This window comes from Microcystis sp. M20BS1 (assembly GCF_020245305.1).
In the GTDB taxonomy this organism is placed as follows: domain Bacteria; phylum Cyanobacteriota; class Cyanobacteriia; order Cyanobacteriales; family Microcystaceae; genus Microcystis; species Microcystis ichthyoblabe_A.
In genome coordinates, this window is sequence record NZ_JADBUZ010000031.1 from 19,388 (window position 1) to 42,925 (window position 23,538).

General features: G+C 43.1%; 21 protein-coding genes and 2 pseudogenes. 19 read left to right on the forward strand and 4 right to left on the reverse strand.

Going from position 1 to position 23,538, the window contains the following annotated elements:
• Positions 1-4: 4 nt before the first annotated feature.
• A complete protein-coding gene (locus tag IM507_RS03290) occupies positions 5-328 on the forward strand; it encodes a phasin family protein (RefSeq protein ID WP_002746237.1) in 324 nt (107 codons plus the stop codon).
• A 6-nt stretch (positions 329-334) separates the two neighbouring features.
• The gene (locus IM507_RS03295; protein ID WP_287636594.1) at positions 335-853 is read left to right on the forward strand and encodes an FKBP-type peptidyl-prolyl cis-trans isomerase; all 519 of its coding nucleotides are present in this window, start codon (positions 335-337) and stop codon (positions 851-853) included.
• 83 nt (positions 854-936) lie between these two features.
• Here the strand turns inward: IM507_RS03295 and psb28 are convergent, their stop codons facing one another.
• A complete protein-coding gene (gene psb28, locus IM507_RS03300; protein WP_002755988.1) occupies positions 937-1,275 on the reverse strand; it encodes a photosystem II reaction center protein Psb28 in 339 nt (112 codons plus the stop codon).
• Between the two features lie 186 nt (positions 1,276-1,461).
• Between psb28 and IM507_RS03305 the strand changes: the two genes are divergently transcribed.
• Positions 1,462-2,970, forward strand: a complete 1,509-nt coding sequence (locus IM507_RS03305) for a helicase C-terminal domain-containing protein (RefSeq protein ID WP_287636596.1) — start codon at positions 1,462-1,464, stop codon at positions 2,968-2,970.
• Between the two features lie 248 nt (positions 2,971-3,218).
• Here the strand turns inward: IM507_RS03305 and IM507_RS03310 are convergent, their stop codons facing one another.
• Together IM507_RS03310 and IM507_RS03315 are read right to left on the reverse strand one after the other, a co-directional pair.
• Positions 3,219-4,766 carry an FAD-dependent oxidoreductase gene (locus IM507_RS03310; RefSeq protein WP_287636598.1) on the reverse strand — a complete coding sequence of 516 codons (1,548 nt, stop codon included), beginning with the start codon at positions 4,764-4,766 and terminating at the stop codon, positions 3,219-3,221.
• 167 nt (positions 4,767-4,933) lie between these two features.
• Positions 4,934-5,269, reverse strand: coding sequence for a hypothetical protein (locus IM507_RS03315; protein ID WP_002738082.1), 336 nt, complete (start codon positions 5,267-5,269; stop codon positions 4,934-4,936).
• Between the two features lie 175 nt (positions 5,270-5,444).
• Here IM507_RS03315 and IM507_RS03320 point away from each other — a divergent pair, with 175 nt between their 5' ends.
• The 5 genes from IM507_RS03320 (at position 5,445) to IM507_RS03335 (ending at position 10,432) form a co-directional block, all read left to right on the forward strand.
• Positions 5,445-7,046 (forward strand): 2-isopropylmalate synthase, encoded by a 1,602-nt coding sequence (locus IM507_RS03320; protein WP_002736592.1) that lies wholly within the window; start codon positions 5,445-5,447, stop codon positions 7,044-7,046.
• A gap of 676 nt (positions 7,047-7,722) precedes the next feature.
• Positions 7,723-8,973 (forward strand): RNA polymerase sigma factor RpoD, encoded by a 1,251-nt coding sequence (rpoD, locus tag IM507_RS03325; RefSeq protein ID WP_002755984.1) that lies wholly within the window; start codon positions 7,723-7,725, stop codon positions 8,971-8,973.
• Positions 8,974-8,998: 25 nt separating this feature from the next.
• Positions 8,999-9,229 carry a DUF4346 domain-containing protein gene (locus IM507_RS23640; protein WP_420372227.1) on the forward strand — a complete coding sequence of 77 codons (231 nt, stop codon included), beginning with the start codon at positions 8,999-9,001 and terminating at the stop codon, positions 9,227-9,229.
• A 25-nt stretch (positions 9,230-9,254) separates the two neighbouring features.
• Positions 9,255-9,965, forward strand: coding sequence for a dCTP deaminase (locus tag IM507_RS03330; protein WP_069475159.1), 711 nt, complete (start codon positions 9,255-9,257; stop codon positions 9,963-9,965).
• A 14-nt stretch (positions 9,966-9,979) separates the two neighbouring features.
• The gene (locus IM507_RS03335) at positions 9,980-10,432 is read left to right on the forward strand and encodes a nucleoside 2-deoxyribosyltransferase (protein ID WP_069475160.1); all 453 of its coding nucleotides are present in this window, start codon (positions 9,980-9,982) and stop codon (positions 10,430-10,432) included.
• Positions 10,433-10,855: 423 nt separating this feature from the next.
• Here IM507_RS03335 and IM507_RS03340 read toward each other — a convergent pair.
• A pseudogene (locus IM507_RS03340) lies at positions 10,856-11,227 on the reverse strand (transposase); the annotation flags it as partial.
• A 37-nt stretch (positions 11,228-11,264) separates the two neighbouring features.
• Between IM507_RS03340 and IM507_RS03345 the strand changes: the two are divergent.
• The 11 genes and pseudogenes from IM507_RS03345 to IM507_RS03395 all read left to right on the forward strand — a co-directional run.
• Positions 11,265-11,378 (forward strand): annotated as a pseudogene (locus tag IM507_RS03345) (DUF4351 domain-containing protein); the annotation flags it as partial.
• Between the two features lie 73 nt (positions 11,379-11,451).
• Positions 11,452-12,924 carry a BCD family MFS transporter gene (locus tag IM507_RS03350; protein WP_287636600.1) on the forward strand — a complete coding sequence of 491 codons (1,473 nt, stop codon included), beginning with the start codon at positions 11,452-11,454 and terminating at the stop codon, positions 12,922-12,924.
• A 114-nt stretch (positions 12,925-13,038) separates the two neighbouring features.
• Positions 13,039-13,476 carry a pentapeptide repeat-containing protein gene (locus IM507_RS03355; RefSeq protein WP_002735631.1) on the forward strand — a complete coding sequence of 146 codons (438 nt, stop codon included), beginning with the start codon at positions 13,039-13,041 and terminating at the stop codon, positions 13,474-13,476.
• A gap of 104 nt (positions 13,477-13,580) precedes the next feature.
• Positions 13,581-14,687, forward strand: a complete 1,107-nt coding sequence (locus IM507_RS03360) for a hybrid sensor histidine kinase/response regulator (protein WP_002737755.1) — start codon at positions 13,581-13,583, stop codon at positions 14,685-14,687.
• Positions 14,688-14,945: 258 nt separating this feature from the next.
• On the forward strand, positions 14,946-17,732 hold the full coding sequence (locus tag IM507_RS03365; RefSeq protein WP_287636602.1) for a cation-translocating P-type ATPase: 2,787 nt from the start codon (positions 14,946-14,948) through the stop codon (positions 17,730-17,732).
• A gap of 249 nt (positions 17,733-17,981) precedes the next feature.
• Positions 17,982-18,386 (forward strand): hypothetical protein, encoded by a 405-nt coding sequence (locus IM507_RS03370; RefSeq protein WP_287636604.1) that lies wholly within the window; start codon positions 17,982-17,984, stop codon positions 18,384-18,386.
• A gap of 31 nt (positions 18,387-18,417) precedes the next feature.
• The gene (locus IM507_RS03375; RefSeq protein ID WP_002737134.1) at positions 18,418-20,250 is read left to right on the forward strand and encodes an nSTAND1 domain-containing NTPase; all 1,833 of its coding nucleotides are present in this window, start codon (positions 18,418-18,420) and stop codon (positions 20,248-20,250) included.
• A 12-nt stretch (positions 20,251-20,262) separates the two neighbouring features.
• Positions 20,263-21,447 carry a WD40 repeat domain-containing protein gene (locus IM507_RS03380; RefSeq protein ID WP_069475163.1) on the forward strand — a complete coding sequence of 395 codons (1,185 nt, stop codon included), beginning with the start codon at positions 20,263-20,265 and terminating at the stop codon, positions 21,445-21,447.
• A 152-nt stretch (positions 21,448-21,599) separates the two neighbouring features.
• The gene (locus tag IM507_RS03385) at positions 21,600-21,788 is read left to right on the forward strand and encodes a hypothetical protein (protein WP_042790804.1); all 189 of its coding nucleotides are present in this window, start codon (positions 21,600-21,602) and stop codon (positions 21,786-21,788) included.
• A 585-nt stretch (positions 21,789-22,373) separates the two neighbouring features.
• A complete protein-coding gene (locus IM507_RS03390) occupies positions 22,374-22,640 on the forward strand; it encodes a hypothetical protein (RefSeq protein ID WP_069475164.1) in 267 nt (88 codons plus the stop codon).
• A gap of 413 nt (positions 22,641-23,053) precedes the next feature.
• The gene (locus IM507_RS03395; RefSeq protein WP_002736478.1) at positions 23,054-23,278 is read left to right on the forward strand and encodes a hypothetical protein; all 225 of its coding nucleotides are present in this window, start codon (positions 23,054-23,056) and stop codon (positions 23,276-23,278) included.
• Positions 23,279-23,538: the final 260 nt, after the last annotated feature.

Here is a 23,538-nt window from a genome sequence, read left to right on the forward strand (position 1 = left end):
AACAATGGATAATAGCGACTGGATTAAACAATTGCTGCTGATGGGTATTGGCACCACTTCCATGGTGGCAGAAAAGATCAAAGAAGTGAGCGACGAATTAGTCAAAGACGGTAAAATCAATTCTGATCAGGCTAAAAACTTTGTCGATGATCTGATGACACAGATGAAGTCTGAACAGGGGAGCTTCGAGAACAACTTAGAACGCTATATTCGCCAGATTTTGCAGGATTTAGGGGTTCCCCGACAATCGGAAATGGACGAACTGCGGGGAAGGATTGATAGATTAGAACGACAGGTGAGAGACTTAGAGAATAAACTCTGGCGTTAGGGAACTATGAAATCAATGCGCGAAATCTTGCTCAGTTTTGCTATCATTGCGGTTTGTGGCTTATTTTTAATCCTTGCTTCCCTCTTTGGTGGAGGGGAAAAAGCCAATGCGATCGCCGCAGAAATAGATCCACCCGCTATCACTCAAACTATTAATAAGGAAATCATCTCCATGGATTTAGATCAAGCAGTTACCACCGATTCGGGACTAAAATACATCGATATCGTGGAAGGAACTGGAGAAACTCCCCAAAAAGGTCAAAAAGTAACTGTTCACTACACGGGAACCCTGACAGACGGCAAAAAATTCGATAGCTCCAAGGATCGCAATCAACCTTTTACCTTTACCATTGGAGTGGGTCAAGTGATCAAAGGATGGGATGAAGGAGTCGCATCGATGAAAGTCGGTGGACAGCGTACCTTAATTATCCCCCCAGAATTGGGTTATGGTGCGCGGGGTGCCGGTGGGGTGATTCCTCCCAACGCGACTTTACTTTTCGATGTGGAATTGTTGGGAGTTAAATAGGTTTTTCCTCTGATTTTTCACTTCTACCCGCATCGATCCTGAATGCGGGTTTTTTGACAGATTGCTGGAAGCTAAAGGCCAAATCAGGAAGATTTAGTAAATTCTAGACCGTTTTCGCTACCGTAACGTTCCATAAAACGCATAAAACGATCCCACTCTGCGGGAGAATTAAAAATAACCGTAGCTTCGATCGCCGTGGGTTTACCGTTGATGAATTTGCCTTTTACTTCCCTGGTGACGATTTCTCCTTCTTCATCGACGAGATACATCCCCGTGATTTCCTCGGTTTGTTGATCTCCCAGGATAGTCGGTTGATCAAAATAAAATTTTGCCGATCCCTTCTCTCCCGTTTTAGTGCGACTTAAGCGGATATCGGGAACAACTGGTTCTTTTAACCCCCGGGAAAACTGAATTTCTGCCATTACTTTTCTTTATCCTTCTCATAAAATAGACATTTCTAGATCATCTCACACCAAGTCGCAAGTAAAAAGCAGATGGGACACCATAAACTTAAAGTATCCACGGTAAACTCGCGGGGGTGGGTTTGACTGATGAAAGATCACCTGTAAACCTCTCCCTTCCCACTGATAACCAATAACTGAGATGAGATGGTTTTATTAGAAGCAGCGGTTCATTCTTCCCTACGCGCTTTTTTACGCGAACAAGGACGCTTTTACTGGTCTCATCATCTCACTATGGGGCGACTGGTGGCTAGAGCTTTACGCTTAAAACGGTCCTCTCTCATACAAACTGGAACTACTCTGTCCCGTTATTGTCTCAGTTATCTCACCCCGGCTCTTTTGGGTGATACACCTGTTCTGATTGTTGCTCCAGAGTCGGAAGTAAACCTACTGTTAGAAGTGGAAATCCCCCATCTGCAAGCATGGTTACAAACTCAACGAGCTATCCTCAAAAGCGATCGCTTTCCCGCTAATTTTACCGGTTTACTCCTCACCACACCCCAACAATGGTTAGAGGATAAATTGGGCAATCTCGGTCATTTTCCCCAGAATATCCCCACTATAATCGATCGAGCCGAAGATTTAGAAACTTGTCTAGTAGATTATCTCACCGTCACCATTACTCCCGAACAATGGTCTGCTTTAGAGTCAGCATATCCCCAGCATAGAGAGTTTATAGACTTAATTAAAGCACAACTTAGCCAAAGTATTCTTGGTCATCCCATTAATCCCTATAATTGCTATCTTATTGATGCCAAGGAAAAAGAATATATAATTGCTCTCCTGCAACGCTTACATCAAGACTTAACCACTGATTCTGTTTGGCAACTTTTAGCGGCAAAAATCCCCGAGCATAATTATCTCCTCTGGACATCAGTAGATCGAGATCGAGAAGAATTTACCCTAAAAATCAGTCCTTTGGAGGTGGCTAGTTTTTTCAAACCAATTTGGCAGCAGCAACCCTTTGTTTTAATCGGCAGTTTTTTAGATAGCGAAAAATCCGCTAATTTATACCGTCAAAATCAAGGTATCGGAGAAATTTTAACTCTAAAGTTTGCAGCTGATCGCGAAAGTGAATATATTCATTTATATCTACCCGATCGCATCAGCGCCCCCAATACCCCCGAATTTCAACCGATGTTATTAAAGCAAGTGCGGGAATTAGTTAGTGCTAATCATACCAGTGAACAACCGATAGTAATTCTGATTGAAGATGTTCCCCTCAAAGCACAAATTGCCACCCAAATCGCAGCCGATTACGGTTCGCGAGTACAAGTGGAAAAAACTGGGATTAATAGTAATACTATTCTGGTTTCTGGTTGGCAATTCTGGCAAACCCATCAAGAAAAATTTCTCACCCCCAGTTTATTAATTATCGCTACTTTACCCTTACCTTCCCCCGAAAATCCTCTTGTTGCTGGCAAAATTGCCTACTATAAACGACAACATCTCGACTGGTTTCGTGCCTATCTTTTACCCACAGCAGTGAGAGAAATTCAGCAATCTGTTCAGTCTCTCCGGGAGTGTCAAGGTTGTGTGGCTGTCCTCGATAATCGTGTCAATGCTCGCAGTTATGGCCGACAAATTCTCTCCGCTTTAGAACCCTATGCTAAAGTTAATTATCTCGATCAACAATTTTTTCAAGATAAAGATTAAATCAGTTATCAGTTATCAGTTATCAGTTATCAGATGGGGTGCATCTCAATTTTGTAGAAATATCTATATTACATTTGGGCGCACGCAGTGCGCCCCTACCATTGACGCGATAATATTATTGTAGGGGCGAATTGCATTCGCCCTCTTGGAATAACTTCTGCTGCTCACCAATATGTGAGAGAATGTCACCAATAAGAGATGCACCCTATCAGTAATCAGTTCACTGTTCACTGTTTACTGATCACTGATCACTGATTACTGATAAAATCTCCCCCAGAGCCATATTTCCAACTGTCTAAATAACGATGATAAAGATATTTTTGCTTGTCGGGTAACTTTTCTAAAACAGGTTTTAAGCTGGTTGCTAAGGGATATAAACCACTATACAAAGCTAAACTAAAATAATGTCCTGTCCAATCAATAAAAGGACTGATACCCACTTGCGGAATCATCGGTAAAACTAATTGAGGATTAACCAAAGGCAAAGTTTTTGAGAGGGAAGAAAACTGCACCACATCCTGTAAAAACGGTTTTAAGACCTCATCTCCCAACTTATCCATTACCCGAAAAACTCCACTCATTAAGTCATTAATTTGATTGGGATTAGGGTTAGCAGACATGGCAACACTCATAGTTTTTTGAAATAGCCACGTTACCGATATATTCGGTTGATAGGGTTGTAAAAGGGCTAAATCTTCTCGGTTTAAAGCATCAATTTGTAAAGCTTCCTCGATGGCAAAAGTTAGCCTTTTTAAATGTCTGACCATTGCCCCAAAACCACCAAAACTGACCGGAGATTGACTACCGCTACTATCTCCCACTGCTAGAATTCTTGACCAAGGCATTTTTAAAGGACTTTGACGATAGGCCGGGAAAAAACCCGCTAGAAAACGCTGAAATTTTACCGCTTCTAAATCCACCTTTTGATACTCTGGCAGTAATCTTAAATACTCCTCCATCAAAAATTCTAAACTAAAGCGATCGGGATGGGTATCAAGATAGGTAAATAAATAAGTTGTCCGACCATCCTTAGCGGGAAATGCTTCCCAAAAGTATTGACATTGGTGCAAGATTGGGGTAAAAGAATAAATCAAATCACCAGTTTCATTACTGGGAAAACCCTGACCGCAACTACCCACCACTAAACAAACTCCATCGGGTTTTTCTCCTTTTCTGGCCTGTTTTGCAATTGGGGAAAAATGACCCATGGCATCGATTAATAAACGGGTTTTTAAAGTCATTTCTCCCGTTTTAACCATTACTCCATCGGGATGAATAATCCCCCCACTAAACCCCGAATTTTCTAATAACTTCCCTCCCGCTTGCAAAAACTTAGTTTTTAAAGTCTCTAGCAAATAAACCGGATTAACACCAATATTTAAAATATCTCTAACCCAAAGCTCATAACCTTGATAAAATCCCACCCTCCCAGGATTATATTCCGTCGCTATCGCTTGATTTAATTCTGCTTCGGTCAATAAATCTAACTCTAAAAAACTGCTTAATTCTAAACGTGAAATATTCCACTCCTGCTCACGACCGCGCAGAATACCTCTTTCTAATAATGCCACACGCCAGCCCCTAGTTTGTAAAGCAGCCCCGATAAAAATTCCCAAAGTTCCCCCCGCAATAACTAGATCAAAATCCGTCTCTCCTAAAGATTCTTGACTTTGATTAATTACCGTAGGAATAAGCGGATTTTCTAAACGCAAAGCTTGCCAAGTTCGATCGCTGGCTCGCAATTGTTGTAAACTCTGAGGAGATACTCGATCGAGTAAAGATGCAACTAAAGACATAATCTTATATCAGTTATCAGTTATCAGTTATCAGTTATCAGTTTTCAGTTTTCAGTTTTCAGTTCACTGTTTACTGACTGAACACTCAAAAAAGCACCCTTCTAGTCGTTTCCTAACAGTGGAGACTTGCTACCTCACCATTAAGATAACTGCTCTATACGAGAAACCTATTTAGATTGGAAAAACTTTTTCCCTTCTTCAATGAGTTTATTAATATCCTTGAGAGAAACTCCGAAAATTGCTAAAACTCCCGTAAAGACTAACAAAAAACCGATAAAACTATTTCGATCATAGAGAAATAACCCCACTAAAACGATAAAATAGGGAGAGAGAATTTTACTAATATTTTCAACTACAGTAACCACCTCTGGAGTAGGAGTCTCAACAAGATTAATATCAGTTTTATCCTGATCTGGTTCGAGATTTTGCTTAATTGAAAACATCACCTCCTGTAAGTCTTTTACCTCCGGTGGGTTCGGTTCCTTCGCTGGTTTGCCAAACATTGTTAACTCCCTCGCCAATTTATCTATATCCTCTATGGTAGCCAAAAAAAGGGCAAGCGGGAAAAGCGCGAGCAGGTCGAGAAATTCTCAGGGCAATTTTCCTTATAACCCCCTCGGCCTCGGCTGCTATAATCAGAGGAACAACTCCCAAGTTCGTTAACGGTACAAAAAAACTATGAATACCAGTCCAGACCGTGTGATTATCTTCGATACCACCCTTCGAGATGGGGAACAGTCCCCGGGTGCCGCTTTAAATGTGGATGAGAAGCTAACCATAGCGCGCGCACTGGCACGACTGGGAGTTGATGTCATTGAAGCAGGTTTTCCCCACGCTAGTCCGGGGGACTTTGATGCGGTGCAGAAAATTGCCGCCAGCGTCGGCAGCGAAGCTGATAGCCCGATTATTTGCGGATTAGCCCGGGCTACTCAAAAAGATATCAAATCAGCAGCCGATGCGCTCAGACCCGCCGCCAAGCCCAGAATTCACACCTTCCTAGCCACATCTGATATACATCTCCAATACAAACTTAAGAAGACTCGTCAGGAAGTTCTTGAGATTGTGCCGGAAATGGTGGCCTATGCCAAATCCTTCCTTAATGATGTGGAATTTTCCCCCGAAGATGCCGGCCGCAGCGATCCGGAATTTCTCTATCAAGTCCTCGAAAGAGCGATCGCCGCAGGAGCCACCACCGTTAATATTCCCGATACCGTCGGTTATACCACCCCTAGCGAATTTGGGGCTTTAATCCGGGGAATTAAGGAAAATGTCCCCAATATCGACCAAGCAATTATCTCCGTCCATGGTCACGACGATTTAGGGTTAGCGGTGGCTAATTTCCTCGAAGCAGTTAAAAATGGCGCTCGACAGTTGGAATGTACCATTAACGGTATCGGTGAGCGTGCCGGTAATGCTTCCCTAGAAGAATTGGTGATGGCTCTTCATGTGCGGCGCTCCTATTTTAATCCTTTCCTCGGTCGTCCCCCAGAGTCCACGGAACCTTTAACCAAGATCAACACCAAGGAAATCTATCGCACTTCTCGCCTAGTTTCTAATCTTACCGGCATGATCGTGCAACCGAATAAGGCGATCGTCGGTGCTAACGCTTTCGCACACGAGTCGGGAATCCATCAGGACGGGGTGTTAAAACATAAACTCACCTATGAGATTATGGATGCAGAATCGATCGGTTTGACCCATAATCAGATCGTCCTCGGTAAACTCTCCGGCCGCAACGCTTTTCGCTCTCGTTTACAGGAATTGGGTTTTGAGCTTTCGGAAACGGAACTTAATAACGCTTTCATCCAGTTTAAGGAAATGGCCGATCGCAAAAAGGAAATCACCGATCGCGATCTAGAAGCTATTGTTAACGATGAAATCGATACGGTTCCCGATCACTTCCGCCTTGAGCTAGTACAAGTGTCCTGTGGAAATAGTGCCAGACCCACGGCCACCGTAACGATTCGCACTCCCGACGGTAGCGAGTTATCCGATGCGGCCATTGGTACAGGACCAGTGGATGCTCTCTGCAAGGCGATCGATCGAGTGGTGCAGATTCCGAACGAATTAATCTCATTCTCGGTGCGGGAAGTTACCGAGGGAATCGATGCTTTGGGAGAAGTGACTATCCGTCTCCGTTACGAAGGACGCACCTATTCTGCTCGCGCGGCCGATACCGATATTATTGTCGCCTCCGCTCGTGCCTACGTCAGCGCCTTAAACCGTCTCCACGTCGCACTGCAGCAGAAGGAAAAAACCCCAGAAATGGTACAAGTCTAGATAGGGTTTTAGGGTGTTAGGGTTTTAGGGTTTTAGTTGAAATTCCCCCACTACCCCACCACCCCACTTCCCCACACCCCACACCCCACACCCCACTCCCCATCTCCCCACGGTGCTATTGGAGAAAATCTTAAATTTGTCTCGCAAATTTCTAAAATGTTGCTAAGTTAATATTATGAGCTTGCGCTCTAACAATTTTAATACACTTGTATTGAAATTGGATTCGCGTAAAAGCAATGAGGGATGAAATTTGTCCGTAAGAATCCGATCAAATTAAATACAATAGCTAAAGACTAAAGGAATTAGCAAGGGCCAATAGGGATTATGTTCCTCTTGCCAGTGGGAACAGTTAACCCATCCCATAATTCCTTTGATACTTAGCTATCTGGTCAACACCGCAGACAAACCGGCGATCGGATTCCAGTCCTCCAGCCATTTACCCAATTTTTGCAGGAGCCAGATTATGAGTTGACCGAGCTAAAACGGCATTCCGTGTCGCTAAAATCGCATCGACACAAGGAAATTTAAGCAAAAATCTTCTCCCATTTGTTGTAATTAAAGCTACAATCGGAAAAGTCTTTCCCCGTCTCGGATTTGAGACACAAATTTGTTCAGTATCACCTAGATTGAGATTCGATCTTCTAGTTTTGCACAGAAGGAGCAAGAGGAAAACGGCATGATGCAGGCCCACGATGTACTAACCCTTACCGAGCCGCCATTGGATTTAGATTTGATTGACCTAGACGAAGACTTCGATGATGAGGATATCGAGTTAGAGCTAGAAGAAACCAGCGATAGCAACGATGGCAAAAAAACCCGCCGCCTTGCCAGCGCTCGTCGTCGCGACGCCGCTAGAAAAAAACCCTATACAGAAGATTCGATTCGGATTTATCTGCAAGAGATCGGCAGGATTCGGTTATTGAGAGCGGAGGAGGAGATCGAATTAGCGAGAAAAATCGCCGATCTACTGAAATTAGAACGCATTCGCGAAGATTTTTGCCTCTATAGCGATGCTGAATGGGGAAAACAGGTTTTCCTGTTCGAGCGCATCGAAAAAATTATCGTTGAAAAATCGGAAAAAGAGCCGAAACTATCGGATATTAAGGCTTATTTAGGTAAGACGGAGCTAACGGCTCCCCTGCTGGAAGAATGGCTGGCCAAATCAAAGGAATACTTATCGGCCTTTAAGCGTCGTTTGTACCATGGTCGTCGCGCTAAGGAAAAAATGGTACAATCGAACCTGCGTTTAGTGGTTTCGATCGCCAAGAAATACATGAATCGCGGTCTTTCCTTCCAAGATTTAATTCAAGAAGGTTCCCTCGGTTTGATCCGTGCCGCCGAAAAATTCGACCACGAAAAGGGTTATAAATTCTCCACCTATGCCACTTGGTGGATTCGTCAAGCCATCACCCGCGCGATCGCTGATCAATCCCGCACCATTCGTCTTCCCGTCCACCTCTACGAAACCATCTCCCGGATCAAAAAAACCACCAAGATTCTTTCTCAGGAAATGCGTCGCAAACCCACCGAGGAAGAAATCGCCACCAAGATGGAGATGACCATCGAAAAACTGCGTTTTATTGCCAAATCTGCCCAATTACCGATTTCTCTAGAGACTCCTATCGGTAAAGAAGAAGATTCCCGTTTAGGAGACTTTATCGAAGCGGATGGGGAAACCCCAGAAGATGAAGTTTCTAAAAATTTATTACGCGAGGATTTAGAAAATGTCCTCGATACCCTTAGTCCTCGCGAACGCGATGTGCTGCGGCTGCGCTACGGTTTAGATGACGGCCGGATGAAAACACTCGAAGAAATCGGCCAGATTTTCAACGTCACTCGCGAGCGCATTCGTCAAATAGAAGCCAAGGCCCTGCGGAAACTGCGTCACCCCAACCGTAATAGTATTCTCAAAGAGTACATTCGTTAATTTCCTCCTCTTCAAAAACTAGAAACTGGGTCTCCTTGAGGCTCAGTTTTATTTTAATCTACACTTATCTCGATCGAAACCGGGTAGCGGTGAGATCGTTGCTTGCTATTCGGGCAAAATTCCTTTAAAATTGATTCGAGATATTTGTGCCGCTTCCCTGGCGATCATTCCCGAACATATCGGATATTTGGGGATAGAGTTGCAGAAAGCTAGGGAGTGTTTAAAGAGCGATCGAGTTTATATTCAGGATCGGTAAATATCTAACAATAGAGTAATACACAATGCTCAATAATAAAGATATACAAGATGAGTTAACTGCTTGGGCGAATAAACCTAAAGTCGATGGTTTAAATATAGACAATTTTGAACCTAATTCTTTAACACCAGTAGGCTATGATTTACGAGTAGGAGATGAAGGATTTTCATGGAAAAGAAAAAAAATCATAAATATACAAGAACAAAAATCAATAAAAATCGATCCTGATGATACTGTTGTTATTTACACTTTTGAGTCTATTAGTTTGTCCATGAATATATCAGGCACTATCCATTCAATAGTTAGAAGAGTTGTTATAGATGGTCTATCGCATATCTCTACAACAGTAGATCCAGGTTGGAACGGTCAATTATTGATTGCAATTCATAATTATCGTGATATACCTGTTGTTTTAAATTATAAAGATCGTTTATGTACTATATGTTTTTATAAGATGAGTAGTGAGGCAACAGATAATCGGCGTACAGAACCGAATAGAACAGAGATTTGGGAGCAGTTAATAGCAAAATCCGAAGAACGAAAACGCACAGACGAAAAAAATAAAATAATTCTGGGCTTATTAGGTTATGCTATTACTGCAACTGTTACTGTAGCTGTAATCTATTTATTTGTTGTAAAAAAAGATTATTCAAATCAAGTTATGGCGATCACGGCTACCTTAAGCTTTTCATATATTATATTCGATATTGTAAAAAAGCGTTTTTTTAAAGAATAATACAAGGCTTACTTATGACTAAAAATAGTATTGTTTATATCTCAGGTGCTTTAACTGGAATCACCGATCCAGAAGCGACAAAAGCATTTTACGAAAGTATCGGGCTACTCTGCGAGAAAATGGGATTTAACGCCTATGTACCGCATCTTCACACCGATCCAGTGAATAATCCTGATGTGACCCCGCAACAGGTTTTTGAAACCGATAAAAAAATGGTGAGTCAAGCAGATCTCGTGATCGTGTATATGGGTCAGCCTTCCTTCGGTGTGGGGATGGAAATCGCCTACGCGGAAATGAACCAAATTCCCATAATTCTCGTGTACGAAGAAGGGAAAACCATCTCTCGGTTTCCCCGCGGTATCCCTACAAAAATCGGTGAAGTGGTTTTTAAAACTCACGAAGATGCTTTACAGCAATTACGAGAGATATTAGAAACATCCTTGATTAACGTTCCCGTTCCTCGTTGATCTTCCTTACCGTAACTCAACCCACCATCTTCGAGAGATCTGTGCCGTTTCTTCGGTGATTCTTTCCCAACATAAAAGTCTATCTCTCCTCTGTCCTAACTCTATTCCTACCATGACGACACGAACCCCCCGCAAACCTGAAAACCGAACACTATTGACGGGAGTGCGATGGGGAACCTATCAGGCACTATCGATCTGGCGGAAAATCCGAGTCAACGATTAACCTACGATCGAGGTACGTTAGAGATTGTGACTCCCCTGCCAGAACATGAAATCAATATCCCTCTTCTGTCACTCTAGAGAACAGGAAGACAGAAATGACAGGGAAAAACGAATTCTAATAGAGAATTGATAAATCGATTAATTTGGGTATATAGAAAAGAAAAGTAGTGAATTAGTCGAGGAGTAAAGAAAACACAGAGCCAAGCTTTTAAACGATTTCACTATCCCCGCTGCGATTTCTGGTTTACTTTTATAGGTATCTCCTTCTTTTAATCTTTCTTTTGGTTTGTAGACCTCGCTTATTAACGGGATTGTCATGCCTTCAATCAACCCATAGGCGTTGACACTCACGATCCCGTTCTCTACTTTTCCGATATTTCCGATGTATTGTCTTTTCACATAATCCGTCGTTTTTCCTTTCTTATTATCCCCCGTTTCGTCTATTATTATGGTAATCTCTCTTCCCCCTAACACGGATAATATTAATTTCAATCTCCTTTCTTTTAGATCCTTGGCTAACCAGGGTGAACTCGTCAGAAAATGGTGTAATTCTTGTTCATTTTCTAATCCTACTCTCCCCCTCTGACAGAAGAGGGATATCCTCGACTTTAACCAACAAATCCAAGAACTATCTCTAGAACAATTAGAAACTTTAGCCGAAGCGCTGCTCGATTTTACCAGCTTGACAGATCTGACCACTTGGTTATCGGAGACAGAAAGCTAAATCCCCAGAGGATGTCTGCTCGTCCTGCGTTAAATTTTTAAATACCGGCTTTTTTTCCTGTATTTATTTAACCATGGCCACTAGCGATATCTCCAATTCTACCCACTCGTCCCCAAAATCCCTGCCAAAACTGGGACTTTTCACCATGTTTCGCTTAGGACTCTTTCAGATGGGACTAGGTATTATGTCCCTGCTGACTTTGGGGGTTCTCAATCGGATTATGATCGATGAGTTAAAAGTTTTACCCTTTCTCGCCGCTGCTGCGATCGCTATGCACCAGTTTGTTAGTCCAGCACGCATCTGGTTTGGGCAAAGATCCGACGGTAAAACTATTTTCGGTCATCATCGCAGCGGTTATGTCTGGATTGGGGCGGCAGTTTTTACCGCTTTAGCTTTTATTGCTTTGCAGGTAGTCTGGCAATTGGGACTTAGTATTCAAACTTCGGGATGGAATACCATTTCCTACGCTTGGATTGCCCTCTTAGCCTTAATTTTCGCCCTCTACGGACTAGCTTTAAGCGCCAGTTCCACCCCTTTTGCTGCCCTCTTGGTGGATGTGTCCGATGAAGATAATCGATCGCAATTAGTTGCTATAGTTTGGTCAATGCTGATGGTGGGAATTGTCGTCGGGGCGATCGTTAGTTCTCGTTTGCTGGATACTCCCAATATCTGCGGTACAAATATTTTGACCTATGATCCGACTCAATCAGCCCCCATAGCCAATATTCCGCAACTACAGGCGACAATTAACCCCGTGTTCACGATTATGCCCGCTATCGTTTTCGTTCTCTGTATTTTAGCGACTTTTGGCGTAGAAAAAAAATATTCTCGTTTTAGTAGTCGGTCCACTCTTGTGCAAAGAGAGGATCAAATTACCTTCAAGGATGCGTTACAGGTTCTCACCGCTAGTCGGCAAACCGGTTTATTTTTCACCTTTCTGCTGATGATGACTTTGAGTTTATTTATGCAGGATGCAATTATGGAACCGTTTGGGGGCGAGGTTTTTGGGATGTGTATCGCCCAAACCACCCAATTAAACGCTTTTTGGGGAACCGGAACCCTTTTTGGTATTGCTGCCACGGGATTTATGCTCATTCCCCGCGTCGGTAAACAAAAAACCACTAAATATGGCTGTATTTTTGCAACAATTTGTTTTATTCTCTTGATTTTTGCTGGCTTTTCTGCTGACCAAAGTTTATTAAAATCAAGCTTGCTCTTTTTCGGTTTAGCTTCGGGAATGATTACTGCTGGGGCTACCAGTTTAATGTTAGATTTAACCGCTGCCGAAACCGCAGGAACTTTTATCGGCGCTTGGGGATTATCCCAAGCGATCGCCCGGGGATTAGCCACGGTTTTAGGCGGTACGATTTTAAATATCGGTAAAGTTATCTTTTCTAGCCCGGTTTTAGCCTATGGCTTAGTTTTCCTCGTGCAAGCATTGGGAATGATCCTAGCAGTTTGGTTATTAAGTCGCGTCGATGTCAAGGAATTTAAGGAAAATGCCCGAGCAGCGATCGCTACGGTCATAAAAGGAGAGATCGACTAGCAAAAGCAAGCAAAAGTGAGATAACAGGAGAATTAGCCCGATCGGGGGAAGTTGATTAGCAGCTTTTTTCCTATCCTAAAAGTAGAGAAGAAAACGAAAGAGGAGGCTAAAACGATGAAAAGGACTTTAATGATTGCCCTAGGTTCCCTAGCTTCCTTACTGCTGATTAACCCCGTCGGTGCGGAAAATCCCCGACAGGTGCAACAATTATTGAATACGGGGGAATGTCCGGGGTGTGATCTCCGGGGTGCCGATTTAAGAGGGGCGCATCTAATCGGTGCAGATTTGAGAAAAGCGAATTTACAGGGAGCTAATTTAGAGGAAGCTAACTTAGAGGGCGCAGATTTGACCGATGCTAACCTAGAAGGCGCAAATTTAACCGCAGTTCTTCTGACTAATGCCAGTTTAAATCAAGCTAATCTCAATGGAGTTAATTTCACCAGTGCCATGATCTATGATGCTGATGTGACGGGTGCGTCAATGGGGGGAATTAACTTGACAAATGCTCAGATTTATGGTACTGGCATCGCTGTGGGTGGTGAAAATCCTTAGATGTTCTTGTCCTCAAAATATAGTTAATTTTGTAACAGATGCAGGTGTTGCGTCTGTTTTTTTATACACTTTTACTAAATAGTTTGAGTTATAAAATAACCGGCATGACTCAACCCACACCGCGCTCTAGTGTCTTAATTGTCGATGATTTGCCCAATAATGTGCGGCTATTGTCGATTATGCTCACCGAGAAGGGATATCAGGTACGCAAAGCGATTAATGGACAGATGGCCCTGAATACAGTGCGATCGCTAATTCCCGATCTGATCCTCCTCGATATTAATATGCCCGATCTCAATGGTTATCAAGTTTGTGAACAGTTAAAAGCTGATGAAAAAACCAGAGAAATTCCCGTGATTTTTATCAGCGCTCTTGATGATGTCTTAGATAAAGTCAAAGCTTTTCAAGTGGGAGGTGTTGATTATATTTCTAAACCTTTTCAAGGGGAAGAAGTCATGGCCCGCATTGAAAATCAATTAACTATTTCTCGTCAAAAAAAACAACTCCAAAACGAAATTAAAGAACGTCAAAAAACTGAGGAAACTTTAGAAATTTATCTTCATGCTGTCTCTCACGATCTCCGCAATCCCGTGATCGGGATGTCAATGATCTTAAATAATTTAATTAAAAATTCTCAGGGAGAAACTAAAGAAGTATCCCGGAAGATTTTACAACAGATGGCCAACAGTTGCGATCGACAATTAACTTTAATTGATTCTCTTGTCGAAACCCGACAAAATGATCTTTGGGGAGTTTCCCTAGCACTAAAGCCTTTATCTCTCTACGAAATCGGTCAACAGATCGGTCAGGAATGGGAGTTAAGATTAAAGGAAAATCAAGCAACTTTAATTAATAACTTTTCCCCCGATTTACCCTTAGTTAATGCCGATGCTCACCATCTCTGGCGAGTTTTTGAGAATTTATTAGCCAATGCCCTTAAACACAATCCCCAAGGAATAATTATCACTTTATCCGCTAGACTAGAGGGTAATTGTCTCTGGTGTAGCATTGCCGATAATGGGGTGGGAATTAGCGAAACCCAGAGAAAACAATTATTTGATCGCTATCAAAAAGGCAATAATAATAATCAGATTAGTTTAGGACTAGGTTTATATCTATGTCGTCAAATTATCCATGCTCACGGAGGCGAAATTGGCATTATGAATAATGATGAAAAAGGTTCACAATTTTGGTTTACTTTGCCCTACTAAGCTGTTGACTAAGTAGGTAGATGTTAAAAACTTTCAGACACCCCCCTTATCAAGGGGGGATCCCCCCGCCTATCGGCACCCCCCTTATCAAGGGGGGCAGGGGGGATCTATCTTCAATTTAATTATAACCAGCTACTTATCTACATTACTCGTTAAGACTGTCTATGAGCAGGGAGAGGCAGTTTAAACATTTGTTTTTTCCTGTTACCGGGGAAAGAAACAGCTAAGATCTATCTAGATCAACTATCTTCACTTGCCATGGCCGCTAATGCCGACTATTCTGCCCATTCTAGCCTTAACTTGCAACAACCTTGGCATACCTATCCGGTGGAAACCACCCTATCTATCCTCGGTAGTTCGGCTGTTAATGGCCTCAATAGGGAGCAAATCGCCCAAAGAATTAAATATTATGGCAAAAATGAACTAAAAGAACGTCCAGGGCGCAGTAATTGGCAAATTCTCCTAGATCAGTTTACCAATATTATGCTCCTCCTCTTAATTGCCGTGGCCATAATTTCCGGGGGACTAGATTTACTGGCATTACAGCGCGGTCATCTGGCTAAAATTGGTGTTCCCTTCAAAGATACGATCGCTATCTTAACAATTGTCATCCTCAATGGTATCCTCGGCTATCTGCAAGAAAGTCGTGCCGAAAAAGCTCTGGCCGCTTTAAAAAAACTCTCCTCTCCCCAAGTTAATGTTATCCGCGAGGGTCAACGCAGAGAAATAGATGCGGTTAATCTCGTCCCTGGGGACATCATGCTGATTGAAGCGGGAACCCAAATCAGCGCCGACGGCCAAATTATCGAAGCTTTTAACCTGCAAATTCGCGAATCGGCCTTGACAGGAGAGGCAAATAGTGTTAATAAATCCGCCTCCATTGACCCCTTAGACAGGGATACTCCCCTTGGCGATCGCTTAAATTTTGTCTTTACTGGAACAGAGGTACTGCAAGGCCGGGCTAAGGTCATCGTTACCAATACGGGGATGACCACGGAATTAGGCAAAATCGCTCAAATGTTAGCAACAGTCGGCAATGAACCCACTCCTCTCCAAAAAAGAATGACTCACTTGGGTAATGTCCTTGTTGCTGGTTCTCTCATTCTAGTGGCCCTGACTATTACCATCGGCCTGATCAATGCCGGTTGGTCGGCCCTAGAGGAATTAGTGGAAGTTTCCCTTAGTATGGCAGTAGCCGTCGTTCCCGAAGGATTACCCGCAGTTATCACCCTAACTCTCGCCCTAGGTACCCAACGCATGGTCAAACGTCAGGCCTTGATTCGTAAACTGCCGGCAGTAGAAACCCTTGGTTCCGTTAATGTGATCTGTTCCGACAAAACCGGGACGCTAACGGAAAATAAAATGACCGTGCGGGAGATAGAGACAATTAATCGCAATTTTTCGGTGACTGGAGAAGGATATAGCCCAAAAGGACAATTTTTAGACACCGAGCAACGGGCGATCGATCCCAAAACCGATCTAGAATTACATCATCTCTTAATTGCCAGTGTCCTCTGCAACGATGCCAGTTTAGACCTCGATAACGGTCAGGATAGCATTTTAGGCGATCCCACGGAAGGAGCCTTATTAGTTTTAGGGGCGAAAGCGGGATTAAATTTATCCCTAACCAAGCAAGAGTTCCCTAGAATCGCTGAAATCCCCTTTTCTTCTCAAAGAAAGCGAATGTCGGTCATTTGTCAAGGAGTCAATCCCGTACTATTTACCAAAGGTTCCCCAGAATTAATCCTTGAACAGTGTCTCTCCTATCAATCGGGATTAGAAAGTCTTCCTTTTGGGGATAGGGAAAAAGAAAAAGTCTTAGTCGCTAACAATGCTATGGCTAACAGGGGTTTACGAGTCTTAGGATTGGCCTATAAAAACCTTATTTATCCACCAGAATCAACTGAAATCAGCGAAGATGCCCTAATTTGGTTAGGAATGGTCGGTATGATTGACGCAGCGCGACCGGAGGTACAAATCGCCGTGGCTAGGTGTCGAGAAGCGGGAATCCGTCCGATTATGATCACCGGTGATCATCAATTAACCGCTCTAGCGGTGGCTAAAAGTCTTGGTATTGCCCAAGCGGGAGCTTTAGTGATCTCAGGGCGAGAATTAGATAAATTATCACCAATTCAGCTAGAAACCCTCATTGACAAAACTAACATCTATGCCCGTGTTTCCCCCGAACATAAATTAACTATTGTCCGCGCCTTGCAAAAAAAGGGTAAATTTGTCGCTATGACCGGAGATGGGGTGAATGATGCTCCAGCCCTGAAACAAGCAGATATAGGTATTGCCATGGGAATCGCCGGAACCGATGTCACCAAAGAGGCTAGTGATATGATTCTCCTTGATGATAATTTTGCCACTATCGTCGCTGCCACGGAAGAAGGGCGAGTGGTTTATAACAATATTCGCAGTTTTATTAAATATATTCTCGGCAGTAATATCGGGGAAGTGATTACTATCGCTGCTTCGCCTCTTTTGGGTTTAGCTACTCCTCTCACTCCCCTACAAATTCTCTGGATGAATTTAGTTACTGATGGTTTACCCGCGTTAGCTTTGGCAGTGGAACCCGCTTCTCCTAATATTATGCGTCGCCCTCCTTTTAGTCCCCAAGAAAGTATTTTTGCTCGCGGTTTGGGCAGTTATATTGTGAGAATTGGGATTATTTTTTCGATTATTAATATCACTCAAATGTTAATCGCTGTGCGCTTGGATCCGCTTTTTGGTAATACCGGTTCATGGAAAACTATGGTTTTTACTACTCTCTGTTTAGCTCAGATGGGTCATGCCATTTCTGTGCGATCGAGCGATCATCTTACCATAGAAATGAATCCTTTGACTAATCCCTATCTTTGGGTAGCAGTAACCCTGACGACAATTTTTCAACTGATGTTAATCTATGTTCCTGCCCTGCGGGATTTTTTCGGTACTCAATTTTTAACTAAAGAAGAATTATTAATCTGTTTGGGATTTAGTACCTTGTTATTCGTTTGGGTGGAGTTAGAAAAATTATTTACCCGTTGGTATCATCGGCGATAACCAGAGAGTTTTTTTCATTGTTCAGTAAACAGTGAATTGAAAACTCAAATCTCATAACTGATAAACCCCATCCACAGGGAAAAACCTTGTTTGGCTTTTTCAGCTACGATTCTTATATAGCAATACTTTTAAGGCTTAGTGGCTTGGCCGTAAAATTCCAGTTCTCTAGCTGATTGCGATTTGGCTTACTATTAAAAATTGTTTTGATCTAAGATTGAATCAGCAATATTTTATTGGGAGTATCAAACAATGGAACCAGTTTCTCTGATTATCGCCGCCTTGACTGCTGGTGCGGTTACTGCGGCTAAAGATACGGCGGAAAAAGGCGTTAAAGATACATATCAAGGTTTGAAAACCTTGATTAAGCGTAAGTTTGCTAATGATGCTTTAGCACAGGCAATGGTAGAGGCAAAACCAGAGGATATCAAGAAAGCTGAAGGTTTGTTAAAAGATAAAATTGTCGAAGCCGGGGTTGATAAAGATAATGAAATCACTAAATTAGCCCAAGATTTACTAGACAAGCTCCAAGAACAACCCGGTGGACAACAAATTATCACCCAAAATATCAGTAATGTTAAATATGCTGCTACCTCTGGCACGGGTAATGCTAGTATTAGCTGCATCACCGAGCATGGCACATCTAAGGATGACTGAGACTGTATTTTAATTAATCAGGATGGTTGATATGTCAGAACCAAGCGAAATTCAACAAAATATTACAGAAGCTCAATATGCTGCTGCCTCTGGGACTGGCAATGCAACCATCACGATTACCAATTACTATTATCGAGAAGAAGCAAGAATAGCCCCTGCTGATTCTGCCGATGTTGCCGATGATAAACTGCCCTGTCCCTATCGTGGCTTGTTTCATTTTGGGCCAGGAGATGCAGAATACTTTTTTGGGCGCAAAAGCTTTATTAAAACCCTATTTCAGGCAACCCAAACCCGTAATTTTATCCCCCTATTAGGTGCGTCGGGAAGTGGTAAATCCTCGGTAGTTTTTGCGGGATTAGTCCCCAAATTGCAACAAGAAAGTCACTGGCAGTTTACCCATTTTCGTCCCGGTTCTGACCCTTTTCATGCCCTAGCTTTAGCATTAGTTCCCCTTTATACAACTAATCTAAATGAGACAGAACGCCTCGCCCAAGCGCGTCAGTTAGCCAATTATTTGCGTGATGGCGACATTCCTCTAGCTGATGTTTTTGCCCAAATCAAACACAATTATCCCAGTGAACGGGTACTGCTAATTGCCGACCAATTTGAGGAACTTTATACCCTCTGTCCTGATGAAACAATCCGCCGTAATTTTCTCGATAAATTAACTACATTCCCCTTTGAAAGGGTAGGAATGGTGTTGGTATTAACTATGCGGGCGGATTTCTTGGGGAATGCTCTTTCCTATCGTCCCTTTGCCGATGTCTTACAAAATACTGACTTGAAATTGGGGCCGATGAACCGAGAAGAACTCACAGAAGTTATTGAAAAACCGGCGCAAAAATTGGGGGTGACATTTGAAGCGGGACTGGTGGAGCGCATCCTCGATGATGTGGAGAGTGAGCCGGGGAATTTGCCATTACTAGAGTTTGCCTTAACGGAATTGTGGCAGCGGCGACAGGGCAAAGAATTAACCCATCTGGCATATACAGAAATTGGCGAAGTGCAGGGTGCTTTGGCCCGCCATGCCAATGAAGAATATGACAAGCTGAGTGAGGCGCAACGGAAAGAGGTGCGGCGCATTTTCATCCAATTGGTACGCCCAGGGGAAGGCACAGAAGATACGCGGCGGCTGGCGACAAAAGCGGAATTGGGGGCGGTAAATTGGGCGCTGGTGAAACAATTGGCGGATGCGCGTTTAGTTGTCACCAGTCGCAGTGAAAAGGCACAGGTGGAGACGGTGGAAGTGGTGCATGAAGCACTGATTCGCAATTGGGGGGAATTGCGGGGCTGGATGGATACAGACAGGGTTTTTCGCGCTTGGCAAGAGCGATTAAGGGCAGGAATGTATCAATGGCAACAGATAGAAAATGGAGACGTAACTGGATGGGATGAAAGCAGATTGTTGCGGGGTACAGCGTTGGCGGAGGCAGAAGAGAAGCTGAAACAACGTCCAGAGGATTTGAGCGAAGGGGAGCTATTTTATATCCAAGTAAGTGTAAAACTGCGAGACAAAGAACAAAGGCGGCGAGAACGTGTAAGACGACAGACTGTTTATGTTTATGTACTAGCAGGAGGTTCGATTTTGATTTTAGCTTTGGGTATATTGATTCAATGGCAGAACGCCGAAAAGCGAAAAGAAATAAATAACCTTGAACGACAACTAGAGTACGAGATAGAGTCCGCGAAAGAACAAGTAGAGTCCGCGAAAGAACAAGGGAGGACAAGCAAAATTCATGAGAGAGGGAGAATGTGTTACCAACTCCTAAGAGATAGGAATTGGAAACAAGGTTATGGAACGGTTGAGGAGTATGAAGAAAACAAAAGAAGGTTTGATTATTGTGAGTCGGAATGGGGTAAATAAAAGTAACACCGTGTGCGACTTTTTCAAAACTCTGATTTCACAAGTATTTCAAAGATACGGACTTGGCACGTTATTAGTGTCAGTTTCAGTCCTGACGGCAAGACTTTGGTGAGCGGTAGTCGGGACAAAACTATCAAACTCTGGAATGTAAAAACAGGCAAAGAAATCCGCACCCTCAAGGGGCATGATAGCTATGTCTATAGCGTTAATTTTAGTCCCGACGGCAAGACTTTGGTGAGCGGTAGTTGGGACAAAACTATCAAACTCTGGAATGTAGAAACAGGCAAAGAAATCCGCACCCTCAAGGGGCATAATAGCCGTGTCAGAAGCGTTAATTTTAGTCCCGACGGCAAGACTTTGGTGAGCGGTAGTGAGGATAAGACAATCAAACTGTGGAATGTAGAAACAGGCCAAGAAATCGGCACTCTCAGAGGGCATAATGGAATTGTCTTAAGCGTGAGTTTTAGTAGCGACGGTAAGACCTTAGCTTCTAGTAGTTATGACAATACAATCAAACTGTGGAATGTCGAGGGAAAAGAAATCCGCACTCTCTCTGGGCATAATAGGGAAGTCAATAGCGTTAATTTTAGTCCCGACGGTAAGAAATTAGCGACCGGTAGTGGTATCTTGATATCTGTTAGAGACAACACAATCAAACTATGGAATGTAGAGACAGGTCAAGAAATCCGCACCCTTCCCTTGCAACTCTACGAGAACACTGGGCATGATAAAAGTGTCACTAGCGTGAGTTTTAGCCCTGACGGTAAGACATTAGCTTCTGGTAGTTATGACGAGACAATCAAACTGTGGAATGTAGAGACAGGTCAAGAAATCCGCACTCTCACTGGGCATAATAGTAATGTCAATAGCGTGAGTTTTAGCCCCGACGGTAAGACATTAGCGACCGGTAGTGATGACGGCACAATCAAACTGTGGAATGTAGAAACAGGGAAAGAAATTCGCACTCTCACAGGGCATAATAGCACTGTCACTAGCGTGAGTTTTAGCCCCGATGGTAAGACATTAGCGACCGGTAGTAGTGACGGAACTATCAAACTGTGGAATGGAGAATATGGTTGGGGTTTAGATGGTTTAATGGGGCGGAGTTGCGCTTGGGTACGGGCTTATTTGCACAATCCTAATTCTGGTGTTAAGGAGGAGGATAGGCATTTGTGTGATGGGATTGGGGGTAAATAGTCAGTATCAGGATTTTGAGGATTAGAGGATTTTCAGGATGCTCAACCTTAAAAGATTGTTGGGAGTTTCCAAGTAAATAATCCAGTTAATCCTAAAATCCCGTTAATCTTGGTTTAGACTTCTTTGTGAGGATACAGAAGGATTGTAGGACGATGCAGAAGCATTTTAGGGCGATGCAGAAAGATTGTAGGACAATGCAGGACTTAAACGCTTTAATGGGGCGTAGTTGCGATTGGGTGCGGGTTTATTTAGAGAATAATATTAATGTCAGGGAGGAAGATAGGCATTTGTGTGATGGGATTGGTACAAAGAATTATCGGACTAAGGAGATTTTGCCATGACTTCCACGAAAGAATAGAGCTAACCAGCTAGGGTAAAATTAGGGTTTCGGCTTATCCTCAACTCAGCTTACCTAGGAATAGGCCGATTTATTTTGCTAAGGCTATATTTTGAGCAACTTTTGTCAATTTAGCCACAAACAGAAACATAAATCGTAGGTGCGTTAGCCAAAGCGTAACGCAGCAATTTATAGCGTTTCCTGTTCGCAAGAGGTACATTATCGATGTTGAAAAGTTTAATTAGCAAAGGTTAACTTGTGCCACACAGGTGTGAGAACTGCTATAATGCTCTTCTGGGACTTTCGGAAATTCCTGACCGAATCCAGATTCTGAAACCCTTGGTTGACAAGTGATCGCTAACTTTTTTTCTAATAAAAACTCAAATTTCGGGTTTCTGTTAGTTAGCGATAGCTTGAAGGCTTACCCCATAAGAGAGCTAGAGTTTAGAGACTGTAAGACTTTTGCCAGAGTCCCAGAAGAGCTTTATACTAAATCCGGTTATTGAAAACTGATTATCTATTACCCGGATTTAGTATGAGATATTATAGAGAGGTCTCCAGAAGTCAAATCGTAATCAGGAGTTAGTATATGCAAGCAATCCTTTTAAGCCGTGAAGAAGTTGCTCAACGTGCAGAGAAACTGTACGAAAGCAGAATCCGCCAAGAGGTGGAAGTTGAAGAAAAAATTGGCAAGATGGTCATCATTGACATTGAAACAGGTGACTACAAAGTTGATGAAAATGGCTTACACGCTGCTGACTTATTGAGCGAGAAACACCCCCATGCTCGGCTCTTTGGGATCAAAATTGGCTACAACGTTGCTGCCGCTGGTAATGATTCGTTAGTAGTGGCGTAGCCCTCTTGCTTACCTGCTATGAATTATGTAAAATATTTATTAATAAAAATAATTGGAACCCGATCAGTCTTTAAACCTCTAGCTTGATCATGACTTTTCTGATAAATATCTTTTTCTGGCTCCTGTCTGGCTTACTCAAATATCAGCTCTGGTAGGGTGCGTTCCCTAATGCAAGTATAGTTATGGTTTTCAGCGAATTGTGGGATGCCATGTCGCAGTAAGGTTTTTGCCTTGTGGTGATAGGCTATTCTCCCTAACGACCGTACAGCCGGCTTGCTTTTTGCTTCGGTAATATGGAATAAGATGATAAAACTCCCAATCGAACTTTCAAAACCCACTCCCCTCCGACGGCTGGCAATGGCAAAACACAAAGCCTGCTTGACCCACAGCGTGCCGAATGCCTTTGGTTAGCTATGGCTGTAGCCACTCTCTGGACGGTTATGCTGGGTGGAGAAGCGGAAAATCAATCTCCTGAACCCAATTTAGAGCAACTTCCCCCCCAACATACTGTCTTTAGTAAAACTCTCCACCTCAAACCCTTACGTCAGCTTTCTTGTTTTCTTCTGGGTTCTATTACCCTAGTTGCTGATTTACTGAAAGGTTTGTCGATTCACCTTCATCGGAAATTTTGGGTCTGAAACCCCGCCGTTCTAGGTTGGCTTTACGTTAGAATTAAAAGGCCAGTCTCGAAAACCAAGTGGACGGCGCAGCACCTTGAAAACTCGGCTTAGGGGGTTCCGACCGGAAAAGCTTGGCTGGGTAAAAAGTCGCGCGCAACAAGTACAAGAAGCTATAGGCGGTCAACGTACCGTGGGACACACGGAATCGGGCTTCTGAAATGGGGCGAAAGTCTGTGGACTCTGTGTAAGACAGTACATGGTTTTTTAACTGTGGTATG

Coding starts and splice junctions, on each gene's coding strand:
- IM507_RS03320 (WP_002736592.1), top strand. CDS start 5,445: ATGAATACCAGTCCAGACCGTGTGATTATCTTCGATACCACCCTTCGA.
- IM507_RS03370 (WP_287636604.1), top strand. CDS start 17,982: ATGGAACCAGTTTCTCTGATTATCGCCGCCTTGACTGCTGGTGCGGTT.
- IM507_RS03375 (WP_002737134.1), top strand. CDS start 18,418: ATGTCAGAACCAAGCGAAATTCAACAAAATATTACAGAAGCTCAATAT.
- IM507_RS03330 (WP_069475159.1), top strand. CDS start 9,255: ATGCTCAATAATAAAGATATACAAGATGAGTTAACTGCTTGGGCGAAT.
- IM507_RS03310 (WP_287636598.1), bottom strand. CDS start 4,766: ATGTCTTTAGTTGCATCTTTACTCGATCGAGTATCTCCTCAGAGTTTA.
- IM507_RS03295 (WP_287636594.1), top strand. CDS start 335: ATGAAATCAATGCGCGAAATCTTGCTCAGTTTTGCTATCATTGCGGTT.
- IM507_RS03390 (WP_069475164.1), top strand. CDS start 22,374: ATGCAAGCAATCCTTTTAAGCCGTGAAGAAGTTGCTCAACGTGCAGAG.
- IM507_RS03355 (WP_002735631.1), top strand. CDS start 13,039: ATGAAAAGGACTTTAATGATTGCCCTAGGTTCCCTAGCTTCCTTACTG.
- IM507_RS03290 (WP_002746237.1), top strand. CDS start 5: ATGGATAATAGCGACTGGATTAAACAATTGCTGCTGATGGGTATTGGC.
- IM507_RS03395 (WP_002736478.1), top strand. CDS start 23,054: ATGGCTGTAGCCACTCTCTGGACGGTTATGCTGGGTGGAGAAGCGGAA.
- IM507_RS03305 (WP_287636596.1), top strand. CDS start 1,462: ATGGTTTTATTAGAAGCAGCGGTTCATTCTTCCCTACGCGCTTTTTTA.
- IM507_RS03350 (WP_287636600.1), top strand. CDS start 11,452: ATGGCCACTAGCGATATCTCCAATTCTACCCACTCGTCCCCAAAATCC.
- psb28 (WP_002755988.1), bottom strand. CDS start 1,275: ATGGCAGAAATTCAGTTTTCCCGGGGGTTAAAAGAACCAGTTGTTCCC.
- IM507_RS03365 (WP_287636602.1), top strand. CDS start 14,946: ATGGCCGCTAATGCCGACTATTCTGCCCATTCTAGCCTTAACTTGCAA.
- rpoD (WP_002755984.1), top strand. CDS start 7,723: ATGATGCAGGCCCACGATGTACTAACCCTTACCGAGCCGCCATTGGAT.
- IM507_RS03315 (WP_002738082.1), bottom strand. CDS start 5,269: ATGTTTGGCAAACCAGCGAAGGAACCGAACCCACCGGAGGTAAAAGAC.
- IM507_RS03335 (WP_069475160.1), top strand. CDS start 9,980: ATGACTAAAAATAGTATTGTTTATATCTCAGGTGCTTTAACTGGAATC.
- IM507_RS03385 (WP_042790804.1), top strand. CDS start 21,600: ATGCAGAAGCATTTTAGGGCGATGCAGAAAGATTGTAGGACAATGCAG.
- IM507_RS03360 (WP_002737755.1), top strand. CDS start 13,581: ATGACTCAACCCACACCGCGCTCTAGTGTCTTAATTGTCGATGATTTG.